Genomic DNA, 24,491 nt, shown 5'->3' on the forward strand with positions numbered 1-24,491 from the left:
CCGCTGGCGGGGGCCAAGGGGCACACCGCCTTCCAGTGGGCGGCCCGACGCCGTCGGCGACTGCGGGCAGTGGGAGCGAATCGGCGCTGCGCCGCCGGGCGACGCGGGCAACGCGCACATAGCTTCAGTGGGCGGAGCGGCGCTGTCGGGGGCGCGGGCGGTGCGCCAGTAGCTTCTCCCGGCCCCTCTCCGGCCCCGGGATCAGGCGCCGACCACCGTCGCGCCCGCTGCCGGGGACTGCGCCACCCGGGCCGTGCGGCAGGTGCCGGATGCGGTGAGGGCCGCGGCCACCGACTCCGCCGACTCCGCGTCCTTCGTCAGGAACGCCGTCGTCGGGCCCGAGCCCGAGACCAGGGCCGCCAGCGCGCCCGCGTCCGTGCCCGCCGCCAGGGTGGCGGCGAGGGACGGGCGCAGGGACAGAGCCGCGGGCTGGAGGTCGTTCACCAGGGCGCCCGCGAGAGCCGTCGCGTCGCCCGTGCGCAGGGCGTCCAGGAGCGCCGGGGAGGCCGCGGGCGGCGGTACTTCGGTGCCTGCCGTCAGGCGGTCGAACTCGCCGTACACCGCCGGTGTCGACAGCCCGCCGTCCGCCACCGCGAACACCCAGTGGAACGTGCCGCCGACCTCCAGGGGGGTGAGGTTCTCGCCGCGGCCCGTGCCCAGCGCCGCGCCGCCCACCAGGCTGAACGGCACGTCACTGCCCAGCTCGGCGCAGATCGCGAGAAGTTCCGGCAGGGAGGACTCCGTACCCCACAGCTTGTCGCACGCCAGCAGCGCGCCCGCGCCGTCCGCGCTGCCGCCCGCCATGCCGCCCGCGACCGGGATGTCCTTGGCGATGTGGATGTGTACGTCCGGCGACAGCCCGTGGCGTTCTGCCAGCGCGATCGCCGCCCGCGCGGCCAGGTTCGTACGGTCCAGGGGGACCTGGGCCGCGTCCGGGCCGGAGCACGTGACGCGCAGGGAGTCGGACGGGGTGACGGTGACCTCGTCGTACAGGCCGACCGCCAGGAAGACGTTCGCCAGGTCGTGGAAGCCGTCGGGGCGCGCGCCGCCCACCGCCAGCTGGACGTTCACCTTCGCGGGGACCCGGACCGTGACCGTCATGCCGCTGCTCCCTTGTTCTCCGCGATACGCGCGAACTCCTCCACCGTCAGGGACTCGCCCCGGGCCTGGGGGGAAACCCCGGCCGCGACCAGCGCCGCCTCGGCCGCCGGCGCGGAGCCCGCCCAGCCGGCCAGCGCGGCCCGCAGCGTTTTGCGGCGCTGCGCGAAGGCCGCGTCGACCACCGCGAAGACCTCCGCCTTGGAGGCGGTCGTCTTGATCGGTTCGGTGCGGCGCACCAAGGACACCAGGCCCGAGTCGACGTTCGGGGCGGGCCAGAACACGTTGCGGCCGATCGAACCGGCCCGCTTGACCTCGGCGTACCAGCAGGCCTTCACCGACGGCACGCCGTACACCTTGTTGCCGGGGCGGGCCGCGAGGCGGTCCGCGACCTCCGCCTGGACCATGACGAGCGTCCGCTCGATGCTGGGGAAGCGCTCCAGCATGGTGAGGAGGACGGGGACGGCGACGTTGTACGGGAGGTTCGCGACCAGGGCGGTCGGCGGCGGCCCCGGCAGTTCGCTGACGTGCATGGCGTCGGAGTGGACGAGCGCGAAGCGGTCTGCTCGCGTCGGCATCCGGGCCGCGATCGTGGCGGGGAGGGCGGATGCGAGTACGTCGTCGATCTCTACGGCGACCACGCGGTCGGCGGCCTCCAGGAGGGCGAGGGTGAGTGAGCCGAGGCCGGGGCCGACCTCGACCACGACGTCGTCGGGGCGCACGCCTGCGGTCCGTACGATGCGGCGGACCGTGTTCGCGTCGATGACGAAGTTCTGGCCGCGCTGCTTGGTCGGGCGTACGCCGAGTGCCGCTGCCAGCTCCCGGATGTCGGCGGGGCCCAGGAGGGAGTCGGGCGCCGACGGGGAGGCCGGTGTGGGCTCGGGCGTCGGGTCAGGCAGGGGCTCAGAAGGCTCAGTGGTGCTCACCGCTCAAGCGTAAAGGCCCCCGGAACCGCGACCGTGCGGCCGGGCGGCCGGGCAGGCACCCGGGGGCTCTGGGGTCGGTGCCGCGCCGGGGCGTCTCCTCGGGTGCCGAACGTTCGGGCACTGCGTTTTGTTCGGGGTGGTTGCGTTCGACACCCTGCGGGGAGCGCCCCGCCACGTCCCCTCCTGGCACCGCGACCTGCGAAGCAGCGCCGGGTGCGGCGACGACACGGGGTCCGCACGGGTCCTGTCCCAGGTCGGCGGCAACTTCCAGCCCGTCCGGCGTTTGAGGACCGGGGTCTGGGGCGGAGCCCCTCATGCGGCGCAGCCGCACAATGTCGCAGCCGGAAAGGGGCGGGGTGGGGAAGAAGAGTGCCCCCTGCGCCGCCGCCAGCCAGTTCCAGCGCGCCGGGTCGGCGCGGCATACAGCCGGGCAGGCAGACAGCGACCGTGCAGGCGCGCAGCGCTGTAGGCGCGCAGCGGGCGCGGGATGCGCTCCTGCGGCGCCGGCGTGTTGGCGGGGAGGGCGTCAGCCCTGTAGGCGGGGGCCGCAGTGGGGCCAGGGGGTTGTGCCGCGCTGGATGTACAGCTTCTTCGCTCGGAACGTCTGCTCGCTCGCGGTCGCGTCCTCCGGACGGCCGCTGCCGCCCAGCCGCTGCCAGGTTTGCGCGTCGAACTGGTACAGGCCGCCGTAGTTGCCCGTCGCGTCCACCGCGCCGGGACGGCCGCCGGACTCGCAGTGGGCGAGCTCGTTCCAGTTGAGTCCGTCCGCGCCGGCCACGGACGCCGGCCTTTCCTTCGTGCCGACCTTCACGTGTCGCGCGACCGGCTGCCGCGCGATCTCCTCGGCGATCCGCCTCGGCGTTTGCCGGACACCGTTGACGGTCCGTACGGAGTACGTGATTCTCCTTGAACCCTGCTCGCCCGCCTGGACCACTACCTCTGTGCCCTTGAAGAGTGACGCGTCTTCGGTGCGGACGACGCCGAACGGGATCGGCTCCTCGCGCACTTCTTTCGTGCCCCGGATCCGCATCACGGTGATCGTCTGCCCGTCGCGCGGGAAGCTGCCGGACGGCACGGAGGTGGTGTCCTGGCCGCGCAGGCTGATGCCGGCCTCCTCGACCGCCTCCCGTACGGTCGCGGCGTTCGTACGGATGGTGCGCTCGCGCCCGTCCGCCATGAACGTCACGGTCCGCTCGGTGCGTACGTCGAGCGTGAGGCCGGCGCGCCCGATCTCCAGGGAGCGCGCGACGGAGAGGTACGCGCCCTCCGCACGCACCCCGAGCTGACGCAGTGCGCCTTCGACCGTACGGGCGGTGGTCCAGATCCGGCGCCGCTGCCCGTCCAGCGTCAGGGTGACCGGCCGGCCGTACCGGACCACCACCTCGTCACCGCTCTCCAGCGCCGCGCCGGGGGCGGGTGCCACGAGGTCGTGGGCGCCCACTTCGACGCCCTGGTCCTCCAGCAGTTCCGTGACGTCGTCGGCGAAGGTGTGCATCGTGCGGGGTACGCCGTCGACGCTGAGCCTGACCGCCTTGTCGCTGGCGACGAACGCCGAGGTGCCGCCGGCCAGGAACGCGACGACCAGCGCCTGCGGGACGAGCCGGCGCAGCGCCTCGGGGCGCTCGGCGCCCTTGCGGCGCTTGGCGGCCCGCCTGGCCTGCGCCCTGCCGCCCCCGGCGTTCTGGCGCGGCAGCATCGGCTCGCGGAGCTCGTACGACGGCACATACGTGTCCGTGCGACGGATGCTGCCGCGCACCGCTCGGTGACTGCCCTGCGAATTGCCCACGACGCTCCAGAAGTCCGGTCCGCCCCGATGACGCTGCGGGCCGGGACACTAGCGGAGCGGCGGTCACTCTCCAAAGCAACACGGCTACGGAGGGTTGCGAGGTTTCAGTAGTCGAACGCGCGTGCCGTGTTCGCGGCGAGCGCCGCCGTCAGCACGTCCTCCTCGATTCCCCTGACCGCCGCCATCGCCCGCACGGTGACCGGAATGAGGTACGGGGCGTTGGGCCGTCCGCGGTACGGCGCCGGGGTCAGGAACGGTGCGTCCGTCTCGACGAGGACGAGCTCCAGCGGCGCGACGGCGAGTGCGTCCCGCAGGTGCTGGGCGTTCTTGAAGGTCATGTTCCCCGCGAAGGACATGAAGTAGCCCTTGCGCGCGCAGACTTCGGCCATCGCGGCGTCGCCGGAGTAGCAGTGGAAGACGGTGCGCTCGGGAGCGCCCTCCTCGTCGAGTACGCGCAGTACGTCCTCGTGCGCCTCGCGATCGTGGATGACGAGCGCCTTGCCGTTCCGCTTGGCGATCTCGATGTGGGCGCGGAAGGACCGCTCCTGGGCCGCCATGCCCTCGGGGCCCGTACGGAAGTAGTCAAGGCCGGTCTCGCCCACACCCCGTACGTACGGCAGGGCGGCGAGCTGGTCGATCTCGGTGAGCGCGTCGTCGAGGGCGCCGTCCCCGCCCGGGATGCGCGCGCCCTGCCGCGACCAGCCGTCGGGGTCTCCGAGGACGATGCGGGGGGCTTCGTTGGGGTGCAGGGCGACGGCGGCGTGCACGTTCTCGTGCGCCGCCGCCGTTTCGGCCGCCCAGCGGGAGCCCTTCACGTCGCAGCCGACCTGGACGACGGTCGTGACACCGACCGCGGCGGCCTTCGTCAGGGCCTCCTCGACGGTGCCGTCCTGCATGTCCAGGTGGGTGTGCGAATCGGCGACCTCTCCCCGAAGGGGTTCGGGCAGCGGCGGGAGTGCGTCCTTGGGGCTCATGGTCACGATCGTACGAAAACCGGGCGCCCCTCCCACCGGCCGCTGCCCTGCCCGCGGCTCACTTCCGGTGGTGGAAGGGGTGCAGCAGATCGGCCACGCGCCAGTTGTGCTTCACCCGCACCGGGCCCGGGGCGTCCTCGAGCGCGGGCCCGGCGATGCCCACCACCGGCCCCATGGGGGCGTCCACTACGGCCGCCCTCAGCATTTCCCTGATCGACGAGACCTGCCCCGCCTTCATGATCCGCACGACATGCCCGCCGCAGTTCAGACAGGTGGGCCGGGACAGCGGCGAGGGAACGCGTTCTCCGTCAGCCGTGTAGGTCACGAATTCGTGGCCCTTGCCGTCGACGTGGTGGTGTATCTCGAAGGACTGCTCCCAGCCGTGCCCGCACCTCATGCAGGCGAAGGCGTAGGCCTCGTGAACGGTGGTTCCTGCGCCGGCGGTGTCTGCGATCTCGCTCATGCCAGCTCCTTTCCACTGGTCCAGTGGACGCCTTTATCGGCGGGAGCGCATCGGTGCCTGTCGATATATGGACCGGTCTTGGCCCTTCCATGGAAAAAGGCCCGGTGCGCGGTCTGCGGCTTTAGGAAGCTTTAGCTATTTACGATAGTCCTTTGACGTCCGCGGAGCCTGTTCGTGCCGCATTCTTTGCCGCGACGACCGCGTCGAACACCTCGCGCTTGGGCAGTCCCGCCTCGGCGGCGACCGCCGCGATGGCCTCCTTGCGCCGCTCCCCCGCCTCCTCGCGCACCTGCACCCTGCGCACCAGCTCCGCCGGGTCCAGATCCTGCGGCGCGTCCGAGGCACCTTCGACGACGACGGTGATCTCTCCCCGTACGCCCTCGGCCGCCCATTCGGCGAGCGCCTTGAGCGGGCCGCGCTTCACTTCCTCGTACGTCTTGGTCAGCTCGCGGCACACGGCGGCCCTGCGCTCGTCGCCGAAGACCTCGGCCATGGCGGCCAGGGTGTCGTCGAGACGGTGCGGCGCTTCGAAGAAGACCATGGTGCGCCGCTCGGCGGCGACCTCGCGCAGCTTGCCGAGGCGTTCGCCGCCCTTGCGGGGCAGAAAGCCCTCGAAGCAGAAGCGGTCGACGGGCAGGCCGGACAGGGCGAGGGCGGTCAGCACGGCCGACGGGCCGGGCACGGCCGTGACCTTGATGTCCCTCTCGACGGCCGCGGCGACCAGCCGGTAACCGGGGTCGGAGACGGACGGCATGCCCGCGTCGGTGACGAGCAGGACCCGCTTGCCGTCCTCCAGTGCCTCGACGAGTTCGGGCGTACGGGCGGTTTCGTTGCCCTCGAAGTACGACACGACACGGCCGGTCGTCTGCACCCCGAGCGCCTGCGTGAGGCGGCGCAGCCGCCGGGTGTCCTCGGCTGCCACGACGTCGGCCGTCGCGAGTTCGGTGGCGAGGCGCGGCGGCGCGTCGGCCACATCCCCGATGGGGGTCCCGGCGAGTACGAGCGTTCCGGTCGATGCGGTCGCGGTCGTTCCAGTCGTTCCAGTCGTTCCAGTCACAAGAGCCATCCTCGCAGGGCGCGCACACGACGCGCACAGATGTGTTCCCTACGATGGCGCGGTGACCAGTACCGCGTCAGAAGCCCAGCAGGGCCGGGCCCCAGGGGAACAGCCGCCCTCCTGGCAGCAGCGGCTGCGCCGATTCGGCTACGTACCCAGGCCCGTCATTGGGCTGCGCGAACGGCTCGTGCCGCCGTACAGCAAGCCCGGCACCCAGGTCTGGAGCGTCCTCGGGGTGCCGCCCGTACTCGCGGCGCACCTGGTGCGGTGGGCCGCGTGGGGCGGGCCGCTGCTCGTCGCGCTCGTCGCGGGGCTGATGCGGTTCTGGAACCTCGGCAGCCCGAAGGCGGTGATATTCGACGAGACGTACTACGCGAAGGACGCCTGGGCGCTCATTCACCAGGGGTACGAGGGCCAGTGGCCGAAGGACATCGACAAGTCGATTCTTGCCGATCCGTCGGGGGTCACGGTCCCCGCCGACCCCGGGTACGTGGTGCATCCGCCGGTCGGCAAGTGGGTCATCGGCATCGGCGAGCAGCTCTTCGGGTTCACGCCGTTCGGCTGGCGCTTCATGGTCTGCGTCCTGGGCACGCTGTCGGTCCTGATGCTCTGCCGGATCGGCCGCCGTCTGTTCCGCTCGACCTTCCTCGGGTGCCTGGCGGGCGCGCTGCTCGCGGTGGACGGCCTGCACTTCGTGATGAGCCGCACGGCGCTGCTCGACCAGGTGCTGATGTTCTTCGTGCTGGGCGCGTTCGGCTGTCTGCTGATCGACAGGGACCGGGCCCGGCGCAGGCTCGCGGCGGCGCTCCCGTGCGACGACGAAGGCGTACTGCGCCCGGACGCCAGGGTCGCGGACACGCTGCGGCTTGGGTGGCGGCCGTGGCGGATCGCGGCGGGGGTGTGCCTGGGTCTCGCCTTCGGCACGAAGTGGAACGGCCTGATGACCCTGGCGGCGTTCGGGCTGCTGACGGTGGCGTGGGACGTGGGGGCGCGCAAGACCGCGGGCGCGGTGTGGCCGTACCTCTCGGTGCTGAAGCGGGACATCCTGCCGGCGTTCGTCTCGACGGTCGTGGTCACCTTCGTGACGTACGTCGCCTCCTGGACGGGCTGGATCGTCACCAAGGGCGGCTACTACCGCAACTGGGCGCAGGGGGACGGCCGGGGCGGCAACTGGACCTGGCTGCCCGACTGGCTGCGCAGCCTGTGGCACTACGAGACCGAGGTCTACAGCTTCCACGTCAACCTGACGTCCGGTCACACCTACCAGTCGAACCCGTGGAGCTGGATCGTCCTGGGCCGCCCGGTCTCGTACTTCTACGAGTCGCCGAAGCCCGGCGAGGAGGGCTGCCCGGCGACCGAGAAGAGCGACTGCGCCCAGGAGGTGCTGGCGCTCGGCACCCCGCTGCTGTGGTGGGCGGCCTGTTTCGCGGTCCTGTACGTGCTGTGGCGCTGGGCGTTCCGGCGCGACTGGCGGGCGGGGGCGATCGCGTGCGGCATCGCGGCGGGGTGGGTGCCCTGGTTCTTCTACCAGGAGCGGACGATCTTCCTCTTCTACGCCGTCGTCTTCGTGCCGTTCCTGTGTCTGGCGCTGGCGATGATGATCGGCGCGATGCTGGGTCCACCGGGCTCCCACGAGCGGCGACGGACGGCGGGCGCGGTCGGCGCGGGGGTGCTCGTACTGCTCATCATCTGGAACTTCATCTATTTCTGGCCGATCTACACCGGCCAGACCCTCCCCATAGGCGACTGGCGCAACCGCATCTGGCTCGATACGTGGGTGTGACCGCCGGGGGGTTCGTCCCGGTCCTGTAACAGTCACCCCTGGTGTCACTGGGGTCCCGTACAGTGCGGTACAGCACTTCTTGAACATGTTCAGTTCAGGAAGCGGGGGACTCCTGGGGAGGGGACTGCACAGCATGCGCAGTGGAGCGAAGGTCGCCATAGTCGGCGGAGTGTTCGTGGTCGCGGCCGCCGGCGTGGGATTCGGGGCGTACTCCGTGGTGAGCGGCGAGGCCGACGGTTCGGACGTCGGGACTTTCTCGGCGCGGGAGAAGTCGGGGCCGCCGAGCGCGGACGAGATCGCGCAGGCTTCGAAGGAGTTCCTCGCCGCCTGGGCGGAGGGCAACGCCCCCCTGGCCGCTGATCTGACCAACAACGCCGCCGAGGCGCAGCCCGCGCTGACCGCCTACCGCGAGATGGCGCACATCAGTGAAGTGAAACTGACGGCGGGCACGGCGGCCGGGGCGAAGGTGCCGTTCACCGCCGATGCCACGGTGACGTACAAGGGCAAGAGCAAGCCCTTCTCGTACGAGTCGGAGCTGACCGTCGTGCGCGGCAAGACCTCGGGCAAGGCCCTGGTCGACTGGAAGTCGGCCGTCATGCACCCCGACATCAAGCCCGGCGAGGTGCTGAGGACGGGCGAGGCCTCGGCTCCGCCCATCAAGGCGGTCGACCGCGACGGCACCGAGCTGACGAAGGAGAAGTACCCGTCGCTCGGGCCCGTGCTGGACGCGCTGCGGGAGAAGTACGGCGAGCAGGCCGGCGGGAAACCGGGCGTCGAGCTGGCCATCGAGAGCGGCAGCGCCGGCGACGACGTGCCCGCCCCCCGAACCCTGGTCACCCTCACCAAGGGCAAGCCCGGCAAGCTGCCGACGACCCTGGACGCGGACGTGCAGGCGGCCGCCGAGACGGCGGTGAAGAAGTACAGCGAGGCGTCGGTAGCGGCGGTCAAGCCGAGCACGGGCGAGATCCTGGCCGTCGCCAACAACCGCGTGGACGGCTACAACGCGGCGGTCATGGGCGAGCAGGCGCCGGGCTCCACGATGAAGATCGTGACGGCGGCGATGCTGCTGGAGAAGGGCCTGGTGGGAGCGGACCGCAAGGCCGAGTGCCCGAAGACCGTGATGTACCAGGGCGTGAGCTTTCACAACCTGAAGATGTTCGAGATCCCGGACGGCACCTTCACCACCAGCTTCGCCCGCTCCTGCAACACGTCCTTCATCAAGCTGATCGACGACACCAAGGACGACGCGGCGCTGCCGAAGACCGCGCGCGAGGTCTTCGGTCTCGGACTCGACTGGCAGACCGGGATCGTCACCAAGGACGGTTCGGTGCCCGAGGCCACCGGCGGCGAAGCGGCGGCGCAGTACATCGGGCAGGGCACGGTCCAGATGAACGCGCTCAACATGGCGTCCGTCACCGCCACCGCCAAGGCCGGCACGTTCAAGCAGCCGGTCATCGTGCCGCAGTCGCTGGACGGCCGGGAGATCGCTACGGCGGCCCGCTCCCTCTCCCCCTCCGTACACAGCCAGCTGGTCGGCATGATGCGGCAGACGGCGGCGTGGGGCACGGGTGCGAAGGCGATGGCCTCGGTCGGCGGCGACAAGGGCGCCAAGACCGGTTCGGCCGAGGTCGGCGGACAGGGCAAGCCCAACAGCTGGTTCACCGCCTTCAGCGACGACGTCGCGGCAGCGGCGTCCGTCGAATCGGGCGGCCACGGCGGCGACGCGGCGGGCCCGCTGGTGGCGGCGGTACTGCGGGCCGGCTGACGGCGCCCGACCCGAAACCGGCTCGCATGGCCCGTACAACTACCGCTAGCGTGCGGCCCATGAGCACTCCGGAAAGCCAGGCCCACCCCCGGTTCGCCGAAGCCCTGCGCACGCTCGGCGTCGCGGAGCTCGAGGTACGCCGCTTCCCCGACGCCACGCGCACCGCCGCCGAGGCGGCGGCGGCGATCGGCTGTGGGGTCGACGAGATCGTCAAGTCGCTGATCTTCGAGGCCGACGGGGTGCCCGTCCTGGTCCTGATGGACGGCTCGTCGCGGGTCGACGTGGAGCTCGTACGACGCGAACTGGGCGCGGAGAAGGTCAAGCGCGCGAGTGCCGATCTCGTACGGCAGACCACCGGTTACGCGATCGGCGGCGTACCGCCCTTCGGCCACCGCACGAAGACGCGGGTGCTGGCCGACCGGGGGCTGCTCGACCACGCGGTGGTGTGGGCGGCGGCGGGCACCCCGCACACGGTCTTCCCGATGGAGCCGAAAACGCTGATCGCCCACGCGGGCGGCGCGCTGGTGGACGTACGCGAGCAGACCACGTGACGCCGATAGTCGCGGCGGCGGTCCTGATCGCCGCGATCACGCACGCCGGCTGGAACGCGATCGCGCACCACATCAAGGACCAGCTGCTCTCGTTCACGCTCATCTCGGGCGGTGGCGCCCTGATCGGCCTGGCCGCCGCCGCGTTCGTGCCCTTCCCGGCGGCGGGCGCCTGGCCGTACCTGATCACCTCCGCCGTGCTCCACGTGGCGTACATGGCGCTGCTCATGCGGTCGTTCACGCTCGGCGACTTCGGGCAGATGTACCCCATCGCGCGCGGCACGGCGCCGCTGGTGGTGACGGTGCTGGCGGCGGTCTTCGTGGGCGAGGTGCCGGACGGGTGGCAGATGACGGGCGTCGTGGTGGCCTGCGCGGGCCTGGTCGGCGTCGCCCTGTGGGGCATCCGGGGCTCGCGGCCGCACTGGCCGGCGCTGGTGGCGGCGCTCGCCACCGGTCTGTCGATCGCGGCGTACACGGTGGTGGACGGCGTGGGGGTGCGGGCGTCGGGCTCGTCGCTGGGCTACATCGCGTGGCTGATGATCCTCGAAGGCGTCGGGATCCCGGCGTACACCTTCTACCGCCGTCGCTCCCAACTCCTCACCCAGCTCCGCCCCCTGGCCGCACGGGGCCTGTTGGGCGCGGCCATGGCGGTCTCGGCGTACGGCCTGGTCCTGTGGGCCCAGACGCGCGCCCCGCTGGCACCGGTCGCGGCGCTGCGGGAGTCGTCGATCATCGTGGGGGCGGCGATAGGCGCACTGTTCTTCAAGGAGCGCTTCGGGGCCCCGAGAATCGCGGCGGCGGGATTGATGGTGATCGGGATCGGCCTGATGCTCCACACGAGTTGACGGGCGCAGCCGGACGGCGCGGCCCGCAGCGGGCCACAACCGCCGCTCCCCCCACCGCAGGACTGGGCCCGCCGCCCCCGCATCGCGTTCCACGGTGGCGGAGGGGACGTGTCGGGGCGCTCCCCGCAGGGTGTCGAACGCAACCACCCCGAAGAACCGGGAGTGCCCGAAGGTTCGGCACCCGAGGAGACGCCCCGGCGCGGCACCGACCCAACGCCACCGCCCAGTCCACGGTGCGGGAAGGTTGAGGGGCGGCGCGAGTCAGTCGTCCTGCGGGCCGGCGAACGCCCCCCTCAGGCCCAGGTTGCTGATCAGCAGGCCGCCGTCCACCGGGAGCGTCACCCCCGTGATCCACGCCGCGTCGCGGGACGCGAGGAACGCGACCGCCGCCGCGATGTCGTCCGGCTCCCCGACCCGGCCCAGCGGGTAGTGCGCCGACGCCCGCCGGAGCGCGCCGTCCCTGCCCGCCCACGCATCTGTCCGTACCGTCCCCGGCTCCACCAGGTTGACCCGTACGCCCCGCGCCGCCGCGTGCCCCGCCAGTGTCCGGGTCAGGCTCGCGAGACCCGCCTTGGCGGCGCTGTACGCGTGATTGCCGAAGTCCTGCTGCCCGTTGACCGACCCGACGCTGACGATCGCCCCGCGCCCCGAAGCGACCAGGTGCGGCAGCGCCGCCCGCGCGCAGCGAAAGACGCCGGTCAGCGTGACGTCGAGGTCGCGCTGCCACACCGCTTCGTCCGCGTCCTCGAAGAGCTCCGCGTCCGGCGCGCAGGAGTACGCGTTGTTCACGAGTACGTCGAGCGCCCCGAACTCCCGTACCGCGTACGCGACTGCCGCCTCCACCGACGCCCGGTCGCCCACGTCGCAGGCGAACGCCCGCGCCCCCGCGATCGCTCCAGCGGCCTTCTCGGCCCGTGCGCCGTCCACATCCGTGACGAGGACCCGCGCCCCCTCGTCCGCGAACCGCCGCGCGATCGCCTCGCCGATGCCGCGGCCGGCGCCGGTGACCAGGACGCCGTACCCCTCGAAACGTGTCGAACCTGTGGTCTGCATCAGCCGATCATGCAGCGGAACGCACCGCTGTGACCAGGGCCTGGGCACGCGGGTCGGCGGTAACTCCCTTCTGGTGCCCATTGGTTACGTACCCGAAGGCGATCCCCGACTCCGGATCGGCGAACCCGAGCGAGCCGCCCCGCCCCGGGTGCCCGAACGAACCGGGCGCGAGCAGCGGCGCGCCGGAGCCGTGCAGCATGAAGCCGAGCCCGAAGCGGGTGTTGACGATCAGGACCCGGTCGGGACCGGACGATTCCTCGGTCCGCGCGAGGGTGAGCGTCGCCGGGGCGAACAGCCGGTGCCCGTCGACCTCCCCGATCATCGCCGCGTAACAGCGGGCCAGCGCCCGCGCGGTGGATATCCCGCCGGACGCGGGAAGTTCGGCGGCCCGGTACGCCGGGTCGTTCTCGTCCGCGAGCGGATCGATCGCACCGAACGCGCGCCGGGTCAGCGACGCCGGATCTCCGTACGCCTCGCTGACGCTCCGCTTGGGCCGCAGCCGCAGCGACCCGCCGTCCAGGGGCGGCGGCTCGACGGGACCGACGCGGCCGACCCGGTGCGCCTCGTCCGCCGGCAGCCCGACCCAGAAGTCGAGGCCGAGCGGCCGGGCGATCTCCTCGGCGATCCAGCGCCCGACGGTCCGCCCCGTCACGCGCTTCACGAGCTCGCCGATCAGCCAGCTGTACGTCTGCGCGTGGTAGCCGTGGTCGGTGCCGGGCTCCCAGGCGGGCGCCTGGGCGGCGACGGCGCGCGGCCCGGAGACTCCGTCGATGGCCTCGGCGGGCGTCAGGGGGCGGTCGAGCACCGGTACGCCGGCCCGGTGGGACAGCAGGTGCCGTACGAGCACCCGCTCCTTGCCGTTCGCCTTGAACTCCGGCCAGTAGGTGGCGACGGGGGCGTCCAGGTCGATTTGTCCGCGCTGATGGAGGAGCAGCGGGACTGCGGCGGCGACGCCCTTGGTCGCGGACCGTACGACCTGGGCGGTGTCGACCGCCCACGGCTCCGTGCCGTCCACGTCTCTCGTCCCCGCCCAGAGGTCGACGACCTTGCGGCCGTGGCGGTAGACGGCGACTGCGGCGCCGCGCTCACCGCGCTGCCCGAAGTTACGTACGAACGCGTCCCTGACCGGTTCGAATCCGGCGGCCACCGTGCCCTGTGCATCCACTACTGCGCTCGCGCTCATGCCCCCCATGGTGCAATGCGGCTGCGCGGGGCCTTGAACTGGGGCGCTGCCCCAGACCCCGCTCCTCAAACGCCGGAGGGGCTGAAAGGTTGCCGCAAGCGGCAACATCCAGCCCGTCCGGCGTTTGAGGACACGCCCGTAGGGCGTCTGTGTGGTCCGGGCCTGGGGCAGGGCCCCAGTTCGGGAAGGGGCGGGTCGGGGAAAGCCCCGCGCAGCGGCTCCAGCACCCAGCCCGCACCCACCCCACCTGCGGCGTCCCTACGCCTCCACCCGCACCGAACCCGGGTCGAACCCGAACGGCAGTTCCAGTCGATGCTCCCGCATCACCACATCGTCCGACAGCAGCTCCTGCGTCCGCCCGTCCGCCACCATCACGCCCCCGCTCAGAATCACCGACCGCGGGCACAGCTCAAGCGCGTACGGCAGGTCATGCGTGACCATGAGCACCGTCACGTCCAACGACCGCAGGATGTCCGCCAGTTCGCGCCGCGACGCCGGGTCCAGGTTGGACGACGGCTCGTCCAGCACCAGGATCTCCGGCTCCATCGCCAGTACGGTCGCGACCGCCACCCGCCGCCGCTGCCCGAAGGACAGGTGGTGCGGCGGCCGGTCCGCGTACTCCGCCATGCCCACCCGCTCCAGCGCCGCCGCGACGCACGCCTCCAGCTCCGCGCCGCGCATGCCCGCCGCCGCCGGCCCGAAGGCCACGTCCTCGCGGACCGTCGGCATGAAGAGCTGGTCGTCGGGGTCCTGGAAGACGATGCCGACCCGGCGCCGGATCTCGGCGAGGTGCTGCTTCCCGACGGGCAGCCCCGCCACGGTCACGGAACCCGCGCCCGCCGTGAGGATGCCGTTGAGGTGGAGCACGAGCGTGGTCTTGCCCGCGCCGTTGGGGCCGAGCAGCGCGACTCGCTCGCCGCGTGCGACCGACAGGTCGACGCCGAAGAGCGCCTGGTGGCCGTCCGGATAGGCGTACGCGAGGCCGCTCACCTCAAGAGACATCGTGGGCATCGTGGTCATAGGGTCCATCCCAGCAGACAGACCGCCAGCGCCGAAACCGGCAGTGCGGCCGCGTACGACCACTGCGTTCGCGTCGCGGTCACTTCGTCGATCACCGGCATCGTGCCGGTGTACCCCCTGCTGATCATGGCCAGATGCACCCGTTCACCTCTCTCGTACGAGCGGATGAAGAGCGCACCCGCGGTCTTGCCCAGGACACCCCAGTGCCGCACGCCCCGCGCCTCGAATCCGCGCGAGCGCCGGGCGATCGACATCCGGCGCATCTCATCCGTGATCACATCGCCGTACCGGATCATGAACGACGCGATCTGTACGAGCAGCGGCGGCAGCTTCAGCCGCTGCAGCCCGAGCAGCAGAGACCGCAGTTCGGTCGTGGACGCGAGCAGGACAGAGGCGGCGACGCCGAGCGTCCCCTTCGCCAGGACGTTCCAGGCACCCCACAGCCCCGAGACGCTCAGCGACATGCCGAGCACCTCCACCCGCTCCCCCTGCGCCACAAAGGGCATCAGCACCGCGAACGCCACAAAGGGCACTTCGATGAGCAGCCGCTTCAGCAGGAGCCCGGCCGGCACCCGCGCGGCGTACGCGACCATCCCCAGCAGCACCGCGTACAGCCCGAACGCCCACATCACCTCACGCGGCGTGGAGACGACAACGAGCACGAAGCAGAAGACGGCGGCGAGCTTGCAGTGCGGCGGCAGGGCGTGCACCGCGCTGTGCCCGTGCCGGTAGAGCTTGTGGGCGTGACCCGCGCCCATGTCAGGCGGTTTCCTTGTCCTTGGTACGCGCCGGCGTGACCTCGGCCGGCCGGCCGGCGTCGCGACGGCGCCGCACCGTCCAGAAGATGCCGCTGCCGACGGCGACGGTCGCACCGACGCCGACGACTCCGGCGAGGCCGCCGGAGATACGGCCGTCGGTGATGCCGCTGATGCTGTAGTCGGCGAGCGGGGAGTCGGCGGCGGCGTGCTCCTCGGCCTTCTTGTCGAAGCCCTGGTCGGCGGCGACCTTCTCCAGTCCGTCCGGGCTCGCGGAAGCGTAGAAAGAAACGAACCCGGCGAGGATGAGCGCCGAGGCCAGCCCCGCGCCCCACACCTTGCGGGTGGAGCGAGCGGCGACGGGAGCCGGGGCGTCGGCGGGGGCGGCGTCCACCAGCTCGCCGCCGACCAGGAGCTTGAGCGGCGCGGAGAGTCCGCGCGCCCCGTGGACCAGGTCGGGGCGTACGGCGATGACGGCGCCCACGGTCAGCGCGGTGATCGCGGCCTCGCCGATGCCGATGAGGACGTGTACGCCGACCATCGCGGTCAGCACCTTGCCGATCGGCACGTCCGTCGTGCCGCCGACGGCGTAGATCAGCGTGAAGGCCGCGGCAGCGGCGGGCACGGACACCAGCGCGGCGACGAACGCGGAGGCGGTGACGGACGGGCGGCGGCGCGGAAGGATCTTCACGAGGCCGCGGAAGAGCGCGTACGCGACGAGAACCGTCACCACGCCCATGACGCTGATGTTGACACCGAGCGCGGTGAGCCCGCCGTCCGCGAAGAGGATGCCCTGCATCAGCAGGACGACCGAGATGCACAGCACACCGGTGAACGGGCCGACGAGTATCGCGGCGAGCGCGCCGCCCAGCAGATGCCCGCTGGTGCCGGCCGCGACGGGGAAGTTCAGCATCTGTACGGCGAAGATGAACGCGGCGACGAGCCCGGCGAGCGGGGCCGTCCGTTCGTCCAGTTCGCGGCGCGCGCCGCGCAGGCTGACGGCGACGGCGCCCACCGCGACAACACCTGCCACAGCCGAGACAGGTGTGTTGATGAATCCGTCGGGGACATGCATGGGGAGGCTCCGCTTCCTGCGCGTGCGCGGGGGTGATTAACCGTTCGATGATAGTGCCCTCTTGCAAAGAGGTCGCAAGAGCGCACTGGTCACAAATAAAGCGGAGCGCGCGCCCCAAAATATGGGACATTAGAGGACAAAGCCCCCGAAACTGAGGAGCCGCCCGATGCACCCCGCAATTGAGGACCACGCACGGGCTTGCCTGATCACCGATGGCCCCCAGCGCCACGCCGTCCCGGTCGCCCTCCGGTACGACCCCGGGGAAGACCCGCTCGCGGTGCACCTGATCTTCCCGCCGGACGTCTCGCCCGACGGCGCCGAGAACGAATGGGTCTTCGACCGGGCCCTCCTGGAGGGGGGCATGAGCCGCCCGACCGAAACGGAGAACGGTGACGTCAAGGTCTGGCCGTGCGGCAGGGTGCAGGCGGTGATGGAACTGCGTTTGCCGCAGGGCATGGCTGTGATCCAGTTCGACCGGACGCCGCTGCTGCGCTTCCTGCGCCGTACGCACGCCGTCGAAGAGCCACCACTCGCCGAAGCCGACCACTGATCCCGCCCGTCCCTCCCACCGAAAAACGGTGAGGTCCCCCTGGACCGGACCGGCAGTTGCCGTAACCCGCAGGGGGACCTCACCGTCGCACCGGATCCCGTCCCCACGAGCCGGTGCGCGACCGGGACCGCCTTCCGCTCAGGCAGCGGCCCCGGAGCTCTACAGCTTTCAGCGCCTACGCACGCACCAGCTCCCGCTCACCCGGGGCATCGCCGCCGGCGCCGTCGTCGCCCAGCTCCTTGCGCAGCTGCTCACCCTCGACGTCCACGTTCGGCAGCACCTTGTCGAGCCCGCGGGGCAGCCACCACGCCTTCTTGCCGAGCAGTGCCAGCACCGCCGGCACGATGGCCATCCGGACGACGAAGGCATCGAAGAGGACGGCGATCGCGAGCCCGAAGCCGATCATCTTGACCATCGACTCGCTGGAACCGATGAAGCCGGCGAACACGGCCATCATGATCACGGCCGCCGCGGTGACGACGCGCGCGCCGTGCTGGAAGCCGGTGACGATCGCCTGTCCCGGCCGCTCCCCGTGGACGTACGCCTCACGCATGCGCGTGACGAGGAAGACCTCGTAATCCATGGCGAGACCGAAGACGACACCCACCATGAAGATCGGCATCATCGACATCACCGGCCCGGTCTGCTCGACGCCGAACACACTCGCCAGCCAGCCCCACTGGAAGACCGCGACCACCGCGCCCAGCGCCGCCACCACGGACAGCAGGAACCCGAGCGCCGCCTTGAGCGGTACGAGAACCGACCGGAAAACGACCATCAGCAGCAGAAACGCGAGGCCGACGACGAGCGCGAGGTAGGGCAGCAGCGCGTCGTTCATCTTCTGCGAGAAGTCGATGTTCATGGCCGTCGAGCCAGTGACCAGGACTTCGGCGCCGGTGTCGGACGTCAGGTCCGTACCCGCGTCGCGGATGGACCGTACGAGCTCCTCGGTCCCCTCCGAACTGGGCCGGTCCTTCGGAACGACGGTAACCACCGACGTGTCGCCGGCCTTGTTCAGCGGCCCGGGCACGGTGGCGGCGACGCCGTCCATGCCCTTCACGGTGTCGGTGACCTTCGCCAGGGCGTCCTTGGGCTCGTCGGCGCCCTTGACGTCGACGACCAGCATGAGCGGCCCGTTGAAGCCCGGCCCGAAGCCGTCGGAGAGCAGGTCGTACGCCTTGCGCTGGGTGGTGCTGACGGGCTGCGAACCGTCGTCGGGCAGCCCCATCTCCAGCGAGGCCGCGGGTACGGCGACGATGCCGAGCCCGACAACCGCGGTGACGAGCACGGCGACCGGCCGGCGCAGTACGAACCGAGCCCAGCGCGTACCCATGTTGGGCTTGCCCGCGCCGTCCGCGGCGACCTCACCCTGCCGCTTGCGGGCCTTGCGCCCGAAGACCTTCTTCCCCGCGAACCCGAGCAGCGCCGGAACCAGCGTGAGCGCGATGAGAACGGCGATCACCACGGTGCCCGCTGCGGCGAAGCCCATCTTGGTCAGCATCGGAATGTTGACGACGGCGAGCCCGACCAGCGCGATCACAACGGTCAGCCCGGCGAATACAACAGCGGACCCAGCAGTTCCGACGGCCCGCCCAGCCGCGTCCTCCGGCTCACGCCCCTCGGCCAGCTCGGCGCGGTAGCGGGACACGATGAACAGCGCGTAGTCGATGCCGACCGCGAGCCCGATCATCATCGCGAGCGTGGAGGTGGTGGAGCCAAGGTCAAGAACGTTCGCCAGAGCGGTAATGGCGGAAATGCCAATCCCCACCCCGATGAGCGCGGTGAGCAGCGGCAGCCCCGCGGCGATCAGCGACCCAAAAGTAATGACCAGCACGATCGCGGCGATGGCCACTCCGATGATCTCGCCGGACCCGGTCTCGGGCACGGCCTGGAGCGCGTCACCACCGATCTCGACGGTCAGCCCCGCGTCCCGCGCCTCGTCACCGGCTTCAACGAGCGCCTCCCGGGCCGCGTCCGTCAGCTCCATACCGCTGACCTTGTACGAGACCTGCACATAAGCGGTCGTACCGTCACGGCTGAGAGCCTTGCCCGCGTACGGATCGACAATCGAGGCGATCTGATCGGCCCCGGAACCACTCTTGAGCCCGGCAACAACCCCCTCAACTTCCTCCCGGTGGCCGGCATCGGTCATCCGCTCCCCTTCGGGAGCCTTGAACACCACGCGGGCGGTGGCGCCGTCCGCGGCAGCACCGGGAAAGCGCTCATCAAGAAGGTCGAACGCCTTCTGAGCCTCGGTCCCGGGTATGGAGAAGGAACTGGAAGTGGCGGTGGACGCGGAGGCGGCGCCGACACCGGCGAGCACCAGCAGCGCGACCCAGGCGAGGGCGACGAAGGGGCGGCGGCGAAAGGCGAACCGGCCCATTGTGTAAAGGAATGTGGCCACGAGGGCGTACTCCCGGTCAGGTCGTTGGTACGAACAGGGCATGGGTGACCAGCCCGACGACGAGAGCGGTGCGCGTCAGGTGGAGCGTTTCTACGGGGACGGACGCCGGGCGGGGAGATTCCACGGCGCCGCTGGGACTAAGCCACTGCTACACCGGAGCCATCAGGCGGCACCCAGCGCGGGCAGCACCACGGCATCGACGTAGTCGGCGAGAAAGGCCCGGTCGGGCGACCGGCCCTCGATGAGCTCCTGGGCGACGAAGGCGCCGACCAGCATGTGCGGGACGTACCGCAGAGCGGCTGTCTCGGCAGGGATCTCCCCCCGGTCGACAGCACGCCGCAGCAGACCGTCCAACCCAGTGAGTTCAGGCGCGATGAGCAATTCCCGCAGCGCCTGATGGAGATCAGGGTTCGCGTGCACGGCCTGGGCGAGCCCCCGCATCAGCGCGGAGTCCCTCTCCAGCTGGCAGTCATCGGTCCGTTCCACCAGGGCGTGGAAATCGCCCCTCAGCGTCCCGGTGTCGATGTCGGCAACACTGACGGGCTTGTTGTGCCGCAGCGCCCTGGCCACGAGCTCCGGCTTGCTCCCCCACTGGCGGTAGAGGGTGGCCTTGCTCGACCGCGTGCGGGACGCGACGGCATCCATGGTCAGCCCGTCGTACCCGACTTCCCGGAGCAGGTCGAGGACGGCTTCGTACAACTCACTCTCGCGCTCGGCCGTAAGCCGCGTGCGTCCCATCCCAACCTCCTCCGAACCGAACGAAACGGTTTCGTACACCAAGTACGCTACGCCCCCGCCCCACCGAAACGAAACCGTTTCGATCGTGATCTGTCCCACAAGTTGCCGCGCCCCCGCCATGCGGAAAGCATTGGGGGGTGAGCGACGCACCCGGGTCCGTCGGCCCGCAAGAGACCACGCCCGCCGCGCGAAGCACGGTGCCAGGAGGGGACGCGTCGGGGCGCTCCCCGCAGGGCGTTGAACGCAACCACCCCGAAGAGATCTCCGTACCCGAACGTTCGACGCCCGAGGAGACGCCGCGGCGCGGCACCGACCCCGCAGCCCCCGCACACGGCAGAGGCGCGACCCCCGCGACCACACGAAGCGACACCCTCGCCTACCTCCGCTTCCCGCACCTGCACGGCGACCTGCTCTGCTTCGCCGCCGAGGACGACCTCTGGCTGGCCCCGATCGTCCCGCCCGGGAAGCAGCCGGACCGCGCCTGGCGCATCACCGTCGACCGTACGAAGGTCTCCCACCCCCGCTTCTCCCCCGACGGCCGCCACATCGCGTTCACCACCTGGCGCAGCCTCGACCCCGAAGTCCACCTCGCCCCCGTGGACGGCGGCCCCGCCCGCAGGCTCAGCTACTGGGGATCCCTCGACACCCGCGTCTGCGGCTGGACCCCCGAATCGCCCGACCACCCTCCGCACATCCTCGCCGTCGCCTCCCACGGCCAGCCGTTCTCGCACTTCTCGTGGGCCTACACCCTCCCCACGGACGGCAGCCCCGGCTCCCAGCTCCCCTGGGGCCCGGTCTCCGACATCGCGGTAGCGGACATCAACAACGAGCGCCGTACGCTCCTGCTCACCGGAAAACCCCCGCACGAGCCGGCAGCCTGGAAGCGCTACCGGGGCGGCGCCACCGGCCGCCTGTGGCTGCACGGCGAGCGACTGCTGCCCGACATCGGCGGCCACCTCAACTGCCCCATGTTCGTGAACGGACGCATCGCGTTCCTCTCCGACCACGAGGGCGTGGGCAACCTCTACTCCTGCCAGTACGACGGCACCGATCTCCGCCGCCACACCGACCACGACGCGTTCTACGCACGCAACGCCTCCAGCGACGGCACCCGCGTCGTCTACCAGTGCGCGGGCGACCTGTGGCTGGTCGACGACCTGTCCCCCGGCGCCGTACCGCGCCGCCTGGACGTCCGCCTCGGCGGCCCCCGGGCCGGCCGGCGCACGTACCAGGTCCCGGCCGCCGCCAACGTCGACGGCCTGTCCGTCGACGCCACGGGCCGCGCCAGCGCGGTCGTGGTCCGGGGCAGCCTGTACTGGCTGACCCACCGCGACGGCCCCGCCCGCACCATCACGGACACCCCGGGCGTACGGGCCCGCCTGCCCGAGATGCTCGGCGGCAGCGGCCAGGTCGCGTACATCACGGACGCGGAGGGCGAGGACGCGATCGAGATCGCGTACCTGCCGCGCGCGAGCGGCGGGCGCGAGCCGCGCCGCCTCGCCGCCGGCAAGCTCGGGCGCGTACACGACCTGGTGTCGGACCCGGAGGGCGAACGCATCGCGATCGCCTCCCACGACGGCCGCCTCCTCCTGGTCAGCACGATGGAAGAACCGGAAGGCGAACCCGGCGAGGTCACCGAACTGACCCGCTCCGCCAACGGCCCCGTCCGCGACCTCGCCTTCTCCCCCGACGGAGCCTGGCTGACCTGGTCGCACCCCGGAATCGGCCGCTCCCTGCGCCAGATCAAACTGGCCAAGATCGAATCAAAGCAAATCATCGACGTGACGAACGGCCGCTTCGAGGACGAGAACCCGGTCTTCACGAGCGACGGCCGCTATCTCGCCTTCCTCTCCTGGCGAGGCTTCGACCCGGTGTACGACGTCCACACCGGGGACCTCTCGTTCCCGCTGGGCTGCCGCCCTTACCTCGTCCCGCTCTCCTCCGCGACGCCGTCCCCCTTCGCGGTGTCCGCGGAAGGCCGTCCGGCGGCGGGCGGTCTTGACCCGGTGGAAGGCGAGGAGAGCGAGAGCACCGACGGCATGACGGTGCTCGTCGAGGTCGAGGGCCTGGCGAGCCGGGTGACGCCCTTCCCCGTGGCCGCCTCCAAGTACTCGGGCCTGCAGCCCGTTTCCGGCGGCGGCCTGGTGTGGCTGCGCTGGCCGATCTCGGGAGCGCTGGGCGAGACGTTCGCGAACCCTGCCGACGTGTCGGGCCGCCCCACCCTCGAACACTTCAACCTCACCAAGGCGCGCAAGACGGAACTCGTGGCCGACCTGGACTGGTTCGCGGTGAGCGGCGACGGCACCCGCCTGGTGGTGATGGACGAGGGCGAGATGCGCGCCGTCCCCGCCACCGAGACCGGCGACACCGACACGACGGTCTACCTGGACCTGCGCCGCATCATGCACCAGGTCGACCCGGAGGCGCAGTGGCGCCAGGCGTACGCGGAGGCGGGCCGCATCGTCCGGGCGTACTTCTGGGAACCGCACATGTGCGGCATCGACTGGGAGTCGGTCCTCGACCAGTACCGCCCGCTGCTCGAACGCGTGGCGACCCCCGACGAGTTCGCCGACCTGCTGCGCGAGGTCCTGGGCGAGCTGGGCACCTCGCACGCGTACGTCGCCTCCGCGCGCCGCAACGAGGGGCCGCCGCACTACCAGCGGGCGATGGGCCTGCTCGGCGCGAACTTCGTGTGCCGGGACGGGGCATGGCTGGTACGCCGCATCCTCCCCGGCGAGTCGTCCGACTCCAAGGCACGCTCACCGCTGGCCGGTACGGGCATCAGGGAGGGCGCGGTCCTCACGCACGTGGACGGCCGCCCGGTGGACCCGGTGGCGGGCCCGTACCCCCTGCTTTCGGCGGCCGGGGGAACGACGGTGGAGCTGACGTTCAAGCCGGCGGAGGGCGAAGGCCCGGCCCGCCGGGTCGCGATCGTCCCGCTGATCGACGAGCGTCCCCTCCGCTACCAGGACTGGGTGGCCAAACGCCGGGAGGTGGTGCGGGAGTTGAGCGGCGGGAAGTGCGGCTACCTGCACATCCCCGACATGGGCGGCTCCGGCTGGGCGCAGTTCAACCGCGACCTGCGGATGGAGGTCTCACTCCCGGCCCTGATCGTCGACGTACGGGGCAACGCGGGCGGCAACATCAGCGAACTGGTCGTCGAAAAACTCACCCGCACCATCATCGGCTGGGACCTGACGCGGGACGCGCAGCCGGTCTCGTACGCCTCGAACGGCCCCCGGGGGCCGGTGGTCGCCCTGGCCGACGAGGCGACGTCGTCGGACGGCGACATGATCACGGCGGCGTTCAAGTTGCTGAAACTGGGCCCGGTGGTGGGCCAGCGCACCTGGGGCGGCGTGGTGGGCATGACCGGCCGCCACACTCTGGGCGACGGCACGGTGATCACCGTGCCGATGAACGCGGCGTGGTTCGACGCGTACGGCTGGACGGTCGAGAACCACGGCGTGGAGCCGGACATCGAGGTGCTGCGTACGCCGCTCGACTGGGCGGAGGGCCGCCACGCACAGCTGGCCGACGCGGTCCAGGTGGCGCTGGACCTCCTGGCTTCGCGCCCGGCGGCAACCCCGCCGACGTACTCGAACGTCCCGAACAAAACCCGCCCCAACTTGCCCCCGCGCACGGGGTGAGTGGGCAGAGATGACGCGGGGCTCCGCCCCGCGCGCCCCACACGGCGCTCCGCGCCGCTGCGTAAGCCCGGCGCTGCGCGCCGCCCCCTGCCCCACCCCGCCCACCCGCTGGAACGGAGCTGCGAGAGGCACAGGTCTCCCGTGAGTGACGGAACACCGTCGGCGCCTGCGGCACTCAAAACGGCGGGCGCTGCCCTCGGCCACCGTCCGCCTGCGCGGCAGCGCAGTGGCGCCGCACCCAACCCGCAGCCGCCAACGGCGCCCGCACAGTGGCGCCCCACCCAATCCCCAGCCGCCAACGGCGCCCAGCAACCCACCGGAGACCCGCACCTCCGCAGCCCCGCCCCAACGGGCGGGCGTGGGTGGGCAAGGCCACGGCGCGCAGCGCCGGGGATCCCCCACCGGCGCGAAGCGCCGGGCGGGTGGGGGGCCGGGGCGAAGCCCCGCCCATCGGTGTCCCGCACCCCCGCCCCGCCACGCGAAAGACGCACCCAGTGGTGACCGGGTGCGCCCTTCACGACGATCACGAGGCAACGCCCCGCACCGCGTCAGCCGCGGTAACGCTCCGGGCCCTCGCCCAGCTCGTCGTCCATGTCCAGCATGTCCCGGCCCCGCCCCGGCTCCCGGTCCTCCCGGTCCTCCCGGGCCCGACGGACCCGCTCCGACGCTTCGTCCTGCACGCCGCCGCCACGCGAGGGCTGCGAGGGCCGCGTACCCTGCTGCCCACTCTGCTTGGCCTGCTTGGCCTGGTCCGCAAGCTCCTGCGCCTTGTCCTTGAACTGGTCCTTGATGCCCATGAGGTTCACTCCTGTTGGGGTGTG

At 71.5% G+C, this 24,491-nt stretch carries 20 protein-coding genes; 6 read left to right on the plus strand and 14 right to left on the minus strand.

Going from position 1 to position 24,491, the window contains the following annotated elements:
• Positions 1-201: 201 nt before the first annotated feature.
• From ABZX79_RS16885 to rsmI, 6 genes are all read right to left on the minus strand, one after another.
• A complete protein-coding gene (locus ABZX79_RS16885; RefSeq protein ID WP_355257344.1) occupies positions 202-1,101 on the minus strand; it encodes a 4-(cytidine 5'-diphospho)-2-C-methyl-D-erythritol kinase in 900 nt (299 codons plus the stop codon).
• Positions 1,098-1,997, minus strand: a complete 900-nt coding sequence (gene rsmA, locus ABZX79_RS16890) for a 16S rRNA (adenine(1518)-N(6)/adenine(1519)-N(6))-dimethyltransferase RsmA (RefSeq protein ID WP_355257676.1) — start codon at positions 1,995-1,997, stop codon at positions 1,098-1,100. The genes ABZX79_RS16885 and rsmA overlap by 4 nt, the downstream gene beginning before the upstream one ends.
• 553 nt (positions 1,998-2,550) lie before the next feature.
• Complete coding sequence (locus ABZX79_RS16895) at positions 2,551-3,747, minus strand: ubiquitin-like domain-containing protein (protein WP_355257678.1); 1,197 nt, start codon at positions 3,745-3,747, stop codon at positions 2,551-2,553.
• Between the two features lie 167 nt (positions 3,748-3,914).
• Positions 3,915-4,784, minus strand: coding sequence for a TatD family hydrolase (locus ABZX79_RS16900; protein WP_355257347.1), 870 nt, complete (start codon positions 4,782-4,784; stop codon positions 3,915-3,917).
• 58 nt (positions 4,785-4,842) lie between these two features.
• Positions 4,843-5,247 carry a hypothetical protein gene (locus ABZX79_RS16905; protein ID WP_355257350.1) on the minus strand — a complete coding sequence of 135 codons (405 nt, stop codon included), beginning with the start codon at positions 5,245-5,247 and terminating at the stop codon, positions 4,843-4,845.
• 139 nt (positions 5,248-5,386) lie between these two features.
• Positions 5,387-6,304, minus strand: a complete 918-nt coding sequence (rsmI, locus tag ABZX79_RS16910) for a 16S rRNA (cytidine(1402)-2'-O)-methyltransferase (protein WP_355257353.1) — start codon at positions 6,302-6,304, stop codon at positions 5,387-5,389.
• Positions 6,305-6,365: 61 nt separating this feature from the next.
• Here rsmI and ABZX79_RS16915 point away from each other — a divergent pair, with 61 nt between their 5' ends.
• The 4 genes from ABZX79_RS16915 to ABZX79_RS16930 all read left to right on the plus strand — a co-directional run bounded on the left by ABZX79_RS16915 (position 6,366) and on the right by ABZX79_RS16930 (position 11,245).
• Positions 6,366-8,087: a phospholipid carrier-dependent glycosyltransferase gene (locus ABZX79_RS16915; RefSeq protein ID WP_355257356.1), complete on the plus strand. Its 1,722-nt coding sequence runs from the start codon at positions 6,366-6,368 to the stop codon at positions 8,085-8,087.
• A gap of 133 nt (positions 8,088-8,220) precedes the next feature.
• Positions 8,221-9,852, plus strand: coding sequence for a penicillin-binding transpeptidase domain-containing protein (locus ABZX79_RS16920; RefSeq protein ID WP_355257359.1), 1,632 nt, complete (start codon positions 8,221-8,223; stop codon positions 9,850-9,852).
• Between the two features lie 59 nt (positions 9,853-9,911).
• Positions 9,912-10,403 carry a YbaK/EbsC family protein gene (locus tag ABZX79_RS16925; RefSeq protein ID WP_355257362.1) on the plus strand — a complete coding sequence of 164 codons (492 nt, stop codon included), beginning with the start codon at positions 9,912-9,914 and terminating at the stop codon, positions 10,401-10,403.
• A complete protein-coding gene (locus ABZX79_RS16930) occupies positions 10,400-11,245 on the plus strand; it encodes an EamA family transporter (RefSeq protein ID WP_355257365.1) in 846 nt (281 codons plus the stop codon). The genes ABZX79_RS16925 and ABZX79_RS16930 overlap by 4 nt, the downstream gene beginning before the upstream one ends.
• 261 nt (positions 11,246-11,506) lie before the next feature.
• Here ABZX79_RS16930 and ABZX79_RS16935 read toward each other — a convergent pair whose 3' ends face one another.
• From ABZX79_RS16935 to ABZX79_RS16955, 5 genes are all read right to left on the minus strand, one after another.
• Positions 11,507-12,298, minus strand: a complete 792-nt coding sequence (locus ABZX79_RS16935) for an SDR family NAD(P)-dependent oxidoreductase (protein ID WP_355257368.1) — start codon at positions 12,296-12,298, stop codon at positions 11,507-11,509.
• Positions 12,299-12,305: 7 nt separating this feature from the next.
• A complete protein-coding gene (locus tag ABZX79_RS16940) occupies positions 12,306-13,463 on the minus strand; it encodes a serine hydrolase domain-containing protein (protein WP_355257681.1) in 1,158 nt (385 codons plus the stop codon).
• A gap of 276 nt (positions 13,464-13,739) precedes the next feature.
• Positions 13,740-14,501 carry an ABC transporter ATP-binding protein gene (locus ABZX79_RS16945; protein WP_355257371.1) on the minus strand — a complete coding sequence of 254 codons (762 nt, stop codon included), beginning with the start codon at positions 14,499-14,501 and terminating at the stop codon, positions 13,740-13,742.
• Positions 14,498-15,259 (minus strand): cobalt ECF transporter T component CbiQ, encoded by a 762-nt coding sequence (gene cbiQ, locus ABZX79_RS16950; protein WP_355257374.1) that lies wholly within the window; start codon positions 15,257-15,259, stop codon positions 14,498-14,500. The genes ABZX79_RS16945 and cbiQ overlap by 4 nt, the downstream gene beginning before the upstream one ends.
• A 1-nt stretch (position 15,260) precedes the next feature.
• Positions 15,261-16,331: an energy-coupling factor ABC transporter permease gene (locus ABZX79_RS16955; RefSeq protein WP_355257377.1), complete on the minus strand. Its 1,071-nt coding sequence runs from the start codon at positions 16,329-16,331 to the stop codon at positions 15,261-15,263.
• Between the two features lie 166 nt (positions 16,332-16,497).
• On the opposite strand from ABZX79_RS16955, the gene ABZX79_RS16960 reads away from it, so the two are divergent.
• A complete protein-coding gene (locus ABZX79_RS16960; protein WP_355257380.1) occupies positions 16,498-16,881 on the plus strand; it encodes an SsgA family sporulation/cell division regulator in 384 nt (127 codons plus the stop codon).
• 175 nt (positions 16,882-17,056) lie between these two features.
• Here the strand turns inward: ABZX79_RS16960 and ABZX79_RS16965 are convergent, their stop codons facing one another.
• Both ABZX79_RS16965 and ABZX79_RS16970 read right to left on the minus strand, forming a co-directional pair.
• On the minus strand, positions 17,057-19,285 hold the full coding sequence (locus ABZX79_RS16965; protein WP_355257383.1) for an MMPL family transporter: 2,229 nt from the start codon (positions 19,283-19,285) through the stop codon (positions 17,057-17,059).
• 162 nt (positions 19,286-19,447) lie between these two features.
• Positions 19,448-20,023: a TetR/AcrR family transcriptional regulator gene (locus ABZX79_RS16970; RefSeq protein WP_355257386.1), complete on the minus strand. Its 576-nt coding sequence runs from the start codon at positions 20,021-20,023 to the stop codon at positions 19,448-19,450.
• A 395-nt stretch (positions 20,024-20,418) separates the two neighbouring features.
• On the opposite strand from ABZX79_RS16970, the gene ABZX79_RS16975 reads away from it, so the two are divergent.
• A complete protein-coding gene (locus tag ABZX79_RS16975; RefSeq protein ID WP_355257684.1) occupies positions 20,419-23,670 on the plus strand; it encodes a S41 family peptidase in 3,252 nt (1,083 codons plus the stop codon).
• 548 nt (positions 23,671-24,218) lie between these two features.
• Here ABZX79_RS16975 and ABZX79_RS16980 read toward each other — a convergent pair.
• Positions 24,219-24,467, minus strand: a complete 249-nt coding sequence (locus ABZX79_RS16980) for a hypothetical protein (protein WP_355257389.1) — start codon at positions 24,465-24,467, stop codon at positions 24,219-24,221.
• Positions 24,468-24,491 lie beyond the last annotated feature (24 nt).

It is taken from the genome of Streptomyces sp. NPDC002994 (assembly GCF_040611155.1).
Taxonomy (GTDB): Bacteria; Actinomycetota; Actinomycetes; order Streptomycetales; family Streptomycetaceae; genus Streptomyces.